Genomic DNA, 10,228 nt, shown 5'->3' with positions numbered 1-10,228 from the left:
GGGTTGTCCATCGCGCCACCGGAAGGGGTGAACAGTCGTAACTTTCTCGCACCCGTCGCGTTCTGTGGCGCTACGGTGCCTTTCCGTCACCCGGCCATGTCCGGGGGGCGTCCCCGGGACCGGCCGGCCGGACCACCCCGAGCCCCGTCAGACCACCGCGAGATCGGTCCGGGCCGCGCGGCGCGCCGCGGCGAGCACCGGATCGAGTGTGGGGACGGCGGCCAGCAGCTGCCGGGTGTACGGATCCTGCGGGGCGCCGTACACGGTGTCCGCTTCGCCCTCCTCGACGATCCGGCCCTGCCGCATCACCGCGACCCGGTCGCTGACCTGCCGTACCACCGCGAGGTCGTGCGCGATGAAGACCAGGGCGAGCCCCAGCTCCCGCTGCAACTCGCCGAGCAGGGCGGTGACCTGGGCCTGGGTCGTCACATCGAGCGCGGAGACCGCCTCGTCACAGACGATCAGCTCGGGCTCGGCCGCGAGCGCCCGCGCGATGCCGACCCGCTGGCGCTGGCCGCCGCTGAACTCGTGCGGATAGCGGTCGTACTGGGCCGGGTCCAGGCCGACCCGGCCCAGCAGATCGCGGACCCGGTCCCGGATCAGCGCCTCGTCCCGGTCGCCGCGCGCCCGTAGCGGGTCCGCCACGGACTCGCCAACGGAGCGGCGTGGGTTGAGCGAGGACACCGGGTCCTGGAAGACCATCTGCACCCGGGCGTCCCGGTGCAGCCGGCCGGATGTGGGCTCCAGAAGCCCGACGAGCATCCGCCCGAGCGTGGTCTTGCCGCTGCCGCTCTCGCCGACGATGCCCAGGGTCTCGCCCCGGTGGACGGCGAGGGACACCCCGTCCACCGCTGCGAGCGCGGACCTGCCCCGGCCGAACACCCGCCGTACGCCGACGGCTTCGACCAGCGGCGAGCCTCCGGCACCGGGCGCCGCCGGCCGCGGAACATCCTCCGCGACGGCAGGCGCTCCGTCGGCGCGCGGCACCCGGGAGAGCGGCGACCGCGTGCCCGGCGCCCGGGTGCCCGGCAACTCCGTACGCGACACCCCGGAGAGCGCCGCCCCCGGCGCCCCGGCGCGCGGTGCCTCCACCCGTGGCACCGCCGCGAGCAGCGCGCGGGTGTACGGATCGCGCGGTGCGCCGAGCACCCCGGCGACCGGCCCGCGCTCCACCGCCCGCCCCTCCTTCATCACCAGCACCTCGTCCACCGACTCGGCCGCGACGCCCACGTCATGGGTGACGAGGAGCAGCCCCATCCCCGTCTCGTGGCGCAGCCCGTGCAGCAGATCGAGGATCTGCGCCTGCACGGTGACATCCAGCGCGGTCGTCGGCTCGTCCGCGATCAGCAGCTGCGGTTCGCAGGCCAGCGCCATCGCGATCAGCGCCCGCTGGCGCATCCCGCCGCTGAACTCGTGCGGCCGTGACCTGGCGCGCCGGGCGGCGTCCGGGATGCCCACCCGGTCGAGCACCTCGACCGCCCGCGCGCGGGCGGCCCGGCGGGAGGACTTCACATGGACCCGGTACACCTCGGCGATCTGGTCGCCGACCGCGTAGTACGGGTCGAGCGAGGAGAGCGGATCCTGGAAGACCATCGCGGCCTTGCCGCCGCGCAGCCCGCGCAGCTCGGCGTCGGTCGCGTTCCCCACATCCACCCCGGCGACCGTCACCGAGCCGGTGACCCGGGCGCCGCTCCCCCGGTGCAGTCCGAGCAGGGCGTACGCCGACGCGCTCTTGCCGGAGCCGGACTCGCCGACGACGCCGAGCGCGCCGCCCGCCTCCAGCGTGAACGACAGGCCGTCGACGGCCCGTACGGATCCGTCGAAGGAGACCGAGAGGTCCCGGACGTCGACCAGCCTCATGCCAGGACCATCCGTGCCGATGCCGGGGCCATCCGTACTGATGCCGGGACCACCCGTACTCATGTCGGGACCACTTCTCATGTCAGGACCACCCGTCGGTCGGCCACCGCGTACAGCACATCCGCCGCGGCGTTGGCGAGCACGACGAAGAAGCCGGTGACCAGCACCATGCCGACCACCACCGGCAGGTCCACCACGGCGACCGCGTGGACCAGTTCGCGCCCGAGCCCGGGGATGCCGAAGAGCGACTCGGTCAGCAGGGCGCCCCCGAACATCGAGCCGAAGTCGTTGGCGTTGAGCGCGATGACGGGAGCGAGCGCACCGCGCAGCGCATGCCGTCCGATGATGCGCCGCTCGCCGACCCCGTACGCGCGGAAGGTCCGCACATGGTCCTCGGCCAGCGTCTCCAGCATCGAGGCCCGGGTCAGCCGGGCGTACTTGGCGGATTCGATCAGGGCGAGCGAGAGCCAGGGCAGCAGCAGGTTCCACGCCCACTGCTGCGGGTCGTCGGAGAACGGTACGTACTGCGGATACGGCAGCCAGCCCAGCGTCCCGCACACCAGGATCATCATCACCAGACCGATGACGAAGACGGGGGTCGCGCTGCCGGCCAGGGTGATCCCGGTGAGCAGCCGCTCGGTGGGGCGCCCGCGCCGCCAGGCGGAGAGCACTCCGGTGCCGACCCCGAGGACCAGCCACATCACCATCGCGCCGAGTGTGAGGGATGCGGTGACCGGCAGCTTGGTGAGGATCAGCTGGGTGACCTGCTGGTCGGTGCGGTACGAGAGGCCGAGGCAGGGCGCCTCGCAGTGCAGTACCGAGGTGCCGGTGGAGAAGTCCCGCCCGGCGAAGACGCCCTGGAGGAAGTGCCCGTACTGCACGTACAGGGGGTCGCCGAGGTGCAGTTGCTCGCTGACCTGGTGCACCTGGACCGGTGAGCAGCGCGGGCCGCAGGTGATCTGTGCGACGTCGCCGGGTGCGACATAGAAGACCACGTAGATGATCACGGAGATCGCCAGGAGGGTGACGGCGGCGCCGACGAGGCGCCGCAGCAGGAAGCCGGCCAGGTTCATGTGGTCGCCCCCTTCTCGCGCCTGCGTCCGGTGCCGATGCGCAGCCGGGAGGCGGCGCGCGGGTCGAGGGCGGTCCGCACGCCGTCGCCCAACACCGTGAGCGAGACGACGGTGAGGAAGAGCATCCCGGCGGGGAGCAGCAGATACTGCGGCGCGGCCTGGTACCAGACATCGGCCGATGTGAGCATCTGCCCCCAGGACGGGGTGGGCGGTTTGACTCCCACGCCGAGGAAGGACAGCGCCGCTTCGGCCGAGATGTTGGAGGGGAAGAGCAGCGCGGCGTACGTGATGACGGGCGCGGCCAGCGACGGCAGCAGCTCGCGGCGGGCGATCTGCCACTGGTTCCAGCCGCTGAGCCGGGCCGCAGCAACATGGTCGAGCGACTTGAGGCTCAGTGTCGCGGCCCGGACGATCTTCGCCGTACCGCCCCAGGCGATGAGCCCGATGACGAGCGAGACCAGCACCGGGCGCGGGAAGGTGTCGGGGACGATCGCCATCAGCGCGAGCGACAGCACCATCAGCGGCATCGCCACGACGACGTCGGTGATCCGGCTGAGGACGTTGTCGAGGAGCCTGTTGCCGAGCCCCGCGGCGACCCCGACGACGACACCGAGCAGCACCTGGACGAGCGTCGCGGCGAACGCGACGGAGAGCGAGACCCGGGCGCCGTAGACCAGCCGGGCGAAGAGGTCGCGGCCGGTCTGCGGTTCGATGCCGAGCCAGTGGCCCGCGCTGATACCGCCGAGCGGCCCGGTGGGGACGCCGCCGCGCGCCGAGTCGATGAGGCCGGGGTGGTAGGCGTTGGGGCCCTGGCCCTCCAGGGCGGTGAGCAGCGGCGCGGCGAGCGCGACCAGGACGAGCAGCGCGACGACGACCGCCGCCGCGGTGGCGGCGGGCGGGGCGCGCCCCCCCCCCCCCAACAGAACGGGCCCCCGGACCGGGGGGGGCCCCCCCCCCCCCCCGCCCACCGCCCCCCACCGGGGCAAAAAAACGACCACCGCCACGACGACCGCCCCCGGGGTGGCGGCGCGGTGACCGCCCACCCGCCCCAACAAGCGCCGGCCCCCGGAGACGGGGCCCGCGACCACGGCCCCCGTTCCTTCGGCCAACAGGGCTTCAGACATCGCTACTTGACCGCTGCCTGCGAGATGTCGAGCACACCAGTCCAGTCGCTGATGACGACGTTCTTGATGTCCTCGCCGTAGAGCCGCTTGTAGACCGGGTGGAAGAGCGGCACCGTCAGCGCCCGCGCACCGATCTTCTTGTCGAGCGCGCCCCAGCGGCGGGCGGCGGCGTTCAGGTCGGTGAGCTTGTTGATCGCGTCGATTTCCTTGTTGACCGAAGGGTCGTCCAGGAAACCGGTGTTGAAGTTGGCGCCGTCCCTGACGATCTGCCGGCCGTCGAAGATCGGGGCGAGGAAGGGGCCGCCGGAGGGCCAGTCGGCGCCCCAGTGGGCGAGGAAGAGGCCCGGCTCGGTCTTGGCGTTCTTGGTCTTGTCCTTGTAGTCGTTGTCCTCCAGGCCGTGGAGCCTGACGGTGATCCCGGCCTTCTTGAGGGACTCCTGGAGTGCGGTGGCGATCTCCGGGCTGGTCTCGAAGTCCTTGGCGTTGGAGTGCGTCAGCGTGACCGTCAGACCCTTGGCGTAACCGGCCTGCTTCAGCAGTGCCTTCGCCTTGGCCGGGTTGCCGGTGGCGCCCGCCGGGAAGTGGTCGTAGGGCGTGTAGCCGAAGGATTTCTGGTCGGGCAGATAGGTGGTGGCGGGCTCGGCGAGCGCGGAGCCGCCCGCCGCGTTGATCACCGACGAGCGGTCGACCGCGTACGAGACGGCCTCGCGGACCTTCGGATTGTCGAAGGGCTTCACCTTCGGGTTGAAGGCAAGGTAGTTCGTGTAGCCGAAGTGCCCGGTGCCGACGCGGGCCGCGAGCTTCTTGTCGCCGGTGACCTTGGCCAGTTCGGCCGGGCCGAGGTTGGTGTCGGTGGTCACGGCGGCGGCGTCCGCGCCCTGGGAACTGGCGAGCCGCTGGTTGATGACCGAGGAGTCGAGCCCGGAGCGTACGTCGATGGTGTCGGGGTAGGCCTTGCGCTCACTGTCGGTCTTCGCCGACCACTGGGTGTTGCGCGCCAGCGTGATCCGCTCGCCGTCGTTCTCGTTCCTGACGACCTTGTACGGCCCGGACGAGAGCGGGTGTTCCTCGTACTTGGTGCCGGTGTCCTTGGCCTTCGGCACGGGCGTGGTCTGGGTCTGCGTCGCCAGATAGGGGAACTCCCCCTCGGGCTTGTTCAGATGGAAGACGATGGTCCGGTCGTCGGGCGTCTCGATGGAGTCGAGGCCCTTGCCCTTCTTGCCGTCGGCTCCCGCCTTGTACGGGCCCTGGTACCGGGCTCCGCCGATCAGCCAGTCCCGCAGATACGGCGCTCCGCCGGAGAGTTCGGCGGCGAAGGACCGCTCGATGCCGTACTTGATGTCGCCCGACGTGATGGGGGTGCCGTCCTCGTAACGCAGCCCCTTCTTGAGGGTGTACGTCCAGACGGTGGCGTCCTTGCTGGGTCTGCCGGTATCGGTCGCGAGGTCGGGGACGACCTTCGCACCGGCGGCGCCATTGGCGCGGTGGCGGGTGGTGAGCGTACGGAAGACCAGCGAGGGGACGTTGCCGCCGCCGGATGTGTAGAGGCGCGCGGGGTCGAAGTCCGTCTGCGGCTGGCTGTTGAGGACGGTGAGCGTGCCGCCCTTGTGGGGCTTTCCCTGGGCTCCGGACGTGGCGTCGCCGCTGTCCTTGGGCCCGGCGCAGGCGGCAGCGCCCAGGGCCAGGACCAGACTCGCGGCCGCCACGGACGCTGTGCGTGGGGACAGTTGACGCATCGGAAATGCACCTCTCGGTGTGCTGAACGCGGAATGTGACCCGGAATGCGACCGGGGAAGTGAACCGGGGAGTGTGACAACGGTCCGCGCAGGCAGCAGCGCCGGAGGGGAGCACCGGGGAGAAAGGAATTGCCGCGCCCGCGGGTGGAAGAAAGAGACCCGGGCGCGGCAGGGAGAAGTCCGACACGCGCCGGGGCAGGCGGTGTCAGCGACAGAGAATGTCGGCGACGCAGTGCTCGGTCACGCCGAACAGCACCAGCTCAAAGGCGGTGTGATCGGAGGACTCGGGGCAGCGCGGCATGCCGAGAAATATGAACGACACGCCGACCGATGTCAACGCGGGTGGACGCCCGGCTGAGACAGCCGTCTCAGCCGGTGGGATAGACCCAGGGGTTGGCCCGGCACTTGATCCCGTCGATGTCCAGCGACTTGGTCTGCTGCTGCATGACCGGCGCCAGCGCACCGGGGGTGCGGCAGCTCACATGGTTGTGGCCCAGCCGGTGGCCGACCTCGTGGTTGATCAGCATCTGGCGGTACGGGTAGATCTTGCTGTCCCCGTAGGTGGGCGACCCCTGGGCCCAGCGGTAGGCATTGATCATGACCCGGTCGGTCGCCGCCGAATCACAGGACACATTCTCTTCGAGCGTGTCCAGACCGGATTTGGCACACCAGTCGGCGGTGGTGACGGGACTTGCCAGCGTAATCACGAAATCCGGGTGCCCGGATGAGACGCGCTCGAATGTCTTGACCCCGTTGTGGGCCCAACTCCGTTTGTCGTTCAGGGTCTTCTGGACCGCGTCGGCGAACAGCGTGCCGTCGAGCCCCATTCCCTTCTCGATATCCACCCGGTAGCGGTATTTACGTCCGTGCCCCGGCGCCTTGGCGGATCCCGGGACCACCGAGAAATCCCCGGACGCCTTGAGTTTCGGGGCGAGCGGATAGAGCTTGGACATCTTCTGTGTGTACGTCAGGGGCAGCGGGGCGGCCTTGGGCGTCACCCGGGTGTCGCCGCGCGAGGCGGCCCCTTCGCCGGTCGCCCGCGCGGTCCGGCCCGCGGCGCTGGCGTCGCCGCGGCTGTCGCCCCCGCCGGCGACCTGACCCGCGACCACGACCGCGAGCACGGTGGTCACAGCGGCGGCGGCGATCCCGGCGAAGGTACGGCCCTTGCCGTTCTTGCCGCTCCCGGCCTCCGCGTCGCCCGAGCCGTCGGTACGGCCCGCACCGCCCGGGGTGCCCGTACCGCCCGGCGTATCCGATCCGCCCGGTCCGTCCGAACCACTCGGCCCCTTCGGCGCATCCGATGTGCCCGCGGCGCCTGAAGCGGCTGAACCGCCCATACCGCCCGTACCGCCCCGTTTGGAGCCGGGCAGGGCCGGGGTCTCCTCGGTGTCCGGGACGCTCAGGGTGCCGGAACTGACCGCGGTGCCCCGGTTCCCGCCGGGCAGATCCGTGAAGGCGTCGACGAACTCCTTGCGGGGGCCGGGTACTTGGGGTCCGGGTACTTGGGGTCCGGGTACTTGGGGTCCGGCCACTTGGGGCCCTGACACCTGCGGCCCGGAGGCCCGGGGGCTCCGCTGCCCGCCCTGCCAGGGCCCGTACCGCTCGGGCCCCGGGGTGTCCCACTCGGGCTGCTGGGGGTGGCCGCCGCGTACCTGCGGCGACGCCGTCCCGGCGGAGGCCCGCCTGCGGCGTCCGGTCCCCGCCCCGGGCCGCTCCTGGGCACCAGTGTCCGCGCCGTCACCGGCGGTGGAGCCGGAGGTCTCGTCCACGCGCTGCGGCGCATCGTCCCGACGGCTGTGACGTCCCACTCCCCTGATCAGCTCCCACTGCTGTTGTTGTCGTCCAGCGACCTGTTGTCGTCCAGCAACTCCCGGAAGGCGGTCGCGACCAGCTCCGGGTACTCCATCATCGCCACATGCCCGGCGTCGGGCAGCGACAGCAGCCGGGAACCGCGGAAAGCGGCGGCCGCCTTGCGGGCCATACGGTACGAGACAAGCTGGTCCCGCACTCCGTACACCAGCAGCGTAGGGGCAAGCACCCGCTGCGCCTGACGCCACAGTCCATGCTGCCCGCCCAGTGTGTACGCATCGACGATGCCACGCGCCGACCGGGTCATCGCATCCCAGAAATACGGCAGTTCCAGACGGCGCCGCATCTCGTCGACCGCGTTGCGCACGCCCTCCTCGCTGACCCGCGACGGGTCCCCGTAACAGAGCCCGAGCATCCCGCGGGTGCGCATCTCGGGCGTCCAGTCCCGGGTGAGCCTGCGGAACAGACCGGCGACACCGGGCACCGCGAGCAGCGCGGTGGGCGCCGCCGTGCGCTGAACCCGCAGATCGGGCAGGGCCGGTGAGATCAGGGTGAGGGTGCGCACCAGATCGGGGCGGAGCGCCGCGACCCGGGTGGTGACGGCGCCGCCCATCGAGTTCCCGAAGAGGTGGACCGGGCCGCGGCCGCCCGCGTCGAGCATCCGGATCACGGCACGGGCGTGGCCGGTGACCGAGTAGTTCCCGTCGTCCGGCGGCGGCGAGTCGCCGAAACCGGGCAGGTCGACCGCCTCGCTGTCCACGACGTCGTCGAGGAGGGGCATCAGCGCCGACCAGTTCTGCGAGGAGCCGCCGAGCCCGTGCACGAAGAGCGCGGGCGGCAGTCCGGTCCTGGCCGGCGGCCGGGAGCGCACGGTCAGCGTCAGCCCGGGGAGCGTGACGGTCCGCAGTGCCTCTCCCGCCGCGATCCGTACGGTGCTCGCCCCGGTGGCCGGAACGGCGGCCGCGATTCCCGGCAGCTCGGTCGAAGACATAAGGCGATGTTACGAGACGATCACGCGGGTATCCGTGTGTTCGCTGTCACAGACACATCGCGCTCAGGGCCGGGGGCTCCTACCCTCGGTAGAGAGGGAAGGGGAGCAGCCATGCCGACCGAGCCGAGCGACCGCGAGGACCCCCGCCACCCCGGGACCGGTACCGGGCACACCGGGACCGCGGACGACCCCGCGCCCGCCGCTGGGAACGCCGGTGCGAACGGGACGGACGAGGAGGCCCGGCCCAGGGAGGCCGACCCGGCCGACAGCGCGGAGCAGCGGCAGGACCTCACTCCGCAGGAGGACGACCCGCTGACCGGCATCGACCCGGCGAAGACCAACGAGGCCGACGCCAGCGAGCAGGCCAGAGTGGTCCCGGTGGACGAGGACGACTACCGCTGAGCGCGCTTCCCCCCGCCGCCCGGTCCGTGAAATTCTGCCTCCGCACCACACACAGCCGGGTTACCCAAAAGTACGATGGCGGGCAGCGACGCACCAGCGTGTGCTTGTTCAACAGAGCTTGTTCAGACATTGGGAGGCGGCGTGACAGCCATCGAGCAGACCGAGGCAGCGCGTCCGCGGGGTACGCGGCTGCCGCGCCGCGCACGACGGAATCAGCTGCTGGGCGCCGCCCAGGAGGTCTTTGTCGCGCAGGGGTACCACTCTGCCGCGATGGACGACATCGCCGAGCGCGCCGGTGTCAGCAAGCCCGTGCTCTACCAGCACTTCCCGGGCAAGCTCGACCTCTATCTGGCCCTGCTGGACCAGCACTGCGAGTCGCTGCTCCAGGCGGTCCGCACGGCCCTGGCGTCGACCACGGACAACAAACAGCGCGTGGCGGCGACGATGGACGCCTACTTCGCGTACGTCCAGGACGAGGGCGGCGCGTTCCGGCTGGTCTTCGAGTCCGACCTGACGAACGAGCCCGCCGTGCGCGAGCGCGTCGACCGGGTGTCGCTCCAGTGCGCCGAGGCGATCTCGGACGTCATCGCGGGCGACACCGGGCTCTCCAAGGACGAGTCCATGCTGCTGGCCGTGGGTCTCGGCGGTGTCTCGCAGGTGGTGGCCCGGTACTGGCTCTCCAGCGAGTCCGGCATCCCGCGCGACACCGCGGTGCAGCTGCTCACCTCACTCGCCTGGCGCGGTATCGCGGGTTTCCCGCTGCACGGCAGCGACCAGGGCTGACCCGGCCCGCCCGGTCCGGTACCGCCGTGTTCGCTGCGGGCGTGCGGTGCTGACGTCCTGCGGAGCGCCGGGCCCGGCTAATGTGTGCTGCGTACGGCGCGGCTCACCGCGCACCGCGCATCGCACGACCGTCGGAGGGACATAGCCGTGGAGGTCAAGATCGGGGTTCAGCACGCACCCCGGGAGATCGTTCTGGAGAGCGGGCAGTCCGCCGAGGAGGTCGAGCGCTCGGTTGCCGACGCGCTGGCCGGCAAGGCGCAGCTGCTCAGCCTCACGGACGACAAGGGCCGCAAGGTCCTGGTGCCTGCCGACCGCATCGCCTACGTGGAGCTCGGTGAGCCCGCGGCCCGCAGGGTCGGGTTCGGCGCCCTGTAGACAGCGCTTCCCTGGGCGGCGCCGCCCAGGCGGCACAGCAGAACGGACGACGGGGACGGCCCGGCGGTCAACACG

9 protein-coding genes are annotated in these 10,228 nt (G+C 71.5%); 3 read left to right on the top strand and 6 right to left on the bottom strand.

Going from position 1 to position 10,228, the window contains the following annotated elements; all coding sequences use genetic code 11:
• Positions 1-147: 147 nt before the first annotated feature.
• From ACFXBC_RS34020 to ACFXBC_RS33995, 6 genes are all read right to left on the bottom strand, one after another.
• Positions 148-1,860: a dipeptide ABC transporter ATP-binding protein gene (locus ACFXBC_RS34020; RefSeq protein WP_385033616.1), complete on the bottom strand. Its 1,713-nt coding sequence runs from the start codon at positions 1,858-1,860 to the stop codon at positions 148-150.
• Positions 1,861-1,937: 77 nt separating this feature from the next.
• Positions 1,938-2,927 (bottom strand): ABC transporter permease, encoded by a 990-nt coding sequence (locus tag ACFXBC_RS34015; protein ID WP_385033619.1) that lies wholly within the window; start codon positions 2,925-2,927, stop codon positions 1,938-1,940.
• Between the two features lie 2 nt (positions 2,928-2,929).
• Positions 2,930-3,853 carry an ABC transporter permease gene (locus ACFXBC_RS34010; protein WP_385033613.1) on the bottom strand — a complete coding sequence of 308 codons (924 nt, stop codon included), beginning with the start codon at positions 3,851-3,853 and terminating at the stop codon, positions 2,930-2,932.
• 206 nt (positions 3,854-4,059) lie between these two features.
• Positions 4,060-5,793, bottom strand: coding sequence for an ABC transporter substrate-binding protein (locus ACFXBC_RS34005; protein ID WP_385033610.1), 1,734 nt, complete (start codon positions 5,791-5,793; stop codon positions 4,060-4,062).
• 368 nt (positions 5,794-6,161) lie between these two features.
• The gene (locus ACFXBC_RS34000; RefSeq protein ID WP_385033607.1) at positions 6,162-7,562 is read right to left on the bottom strand and encodes a DUF3152 domain-containing protein; all 1,401 of its coding nucleotides are present in this window, start codon (positions 7,560-7,562) and stop codon (positions 6,162-6,164) included.
• A gap of 47 nt (positions 7,563-7,609) precedes the next feature.
• Positions 7,610-8,593 (bottom strand): alpha/beta fold hydrolase, encoded by a 984-nt coding sequence (locus ACFXBC_RS33995; protein ID WP_385033604.1) that lies wholly within the window; start codon positions 8,591-8,593, stop codon positions 7,610-7,612.
• 111 nt (positions 8,594-8,704) lie between these two features.
• Here ACFXBC_RS33995 and ACFXBC_RS33990 point away from each other — a divergent pair, with 111 nt between their 5' ends.
• From ACFXBC_RS33990 to ACFXBC_RS33980, 3 genes are all read left to right on the top strand, one after another.
• Positions 8,705-8,995: a hypothetical protein gene (locus ACFXBC_RS33990; protein ID WP_385033601.1), complete on the top strand. Its 291-nt coding sequence runs from the start codon at positions 8,705-8,707 to the stop codon at positions 8,993-8,995.
• Between the two features lie 141 nt (positions 8,996-9,136).
• Positions 9,137-9,778: a TetR/AcrR family transcriptional regulator gene (locus tag ACFXBC_RS33985; RefSeq protein ID WP_385033598.1), complete on the top strand. Its 642-nt coding sequence runs from the start codon at positions 9,137-9,139 to the stop codon at positions 9,776-9,778.
• A 147-nt stretch (positions 9,779-9,925) separates the two neighbouring features.
• Positions 9,926-10,153, top strand: a complete 228-nt coding sequence (locus ACFXBC_RS33980; protein WP_328331149.1) for a DUF3107 domain-containing protein — start codon at positions 9,926-9,928, stop codon at positions 10,151-10,153.
• Positions 10,154-10,228 lie beyond the last annotated feature (75 nt).

The sequence above is a fragment of the Streptomyces sp. NPDC059398 genome (assembly GCF_042751845.1).
In the GTDB taxonomy this organism is placed as follows: Bacteria; Actinomycetota; Actinomycetes; order Streptomycetales; family Streptomycetaceae; genus Streptomyces.
This window is presented reverse-complemented; position numbering and strand designations above follow the sequence as displayed.

Bases quoted from the DNA above. Each gene is read 5' to 3' on its own strand.
- ACFXBC_RS34020 (WP_385033616.1), bottom strand. From the start codon at position 1,860: ATGAGGCTGGTCGACGTCCGGGACCTCTCGGTCTCCTTCGACGGATCC.
- ACFXBC_RS34005 (WP_385033610.1), bottom strand. From the start codon at position 5,793: ATGCGTCAACTGTCCCCACGCACAGCGTCCGTGGCGGCCGCGAGTCTG.
- ACFXBC_RS33995 (WP_385033604.1), bottom strand. From the start codon at position 8,593: ATGTCTTCGACCGAGCTGCCGGGAATCGCGGCCGCCGTTCCGGCCACC.
- ACFXBC_RS33990 (WP_385033601.1), top strand. From the start codon at position 8,705: ATGCCGACCGAGCCGAGCGACCGCGAGGACCCCCGCCACCCCGGGACC.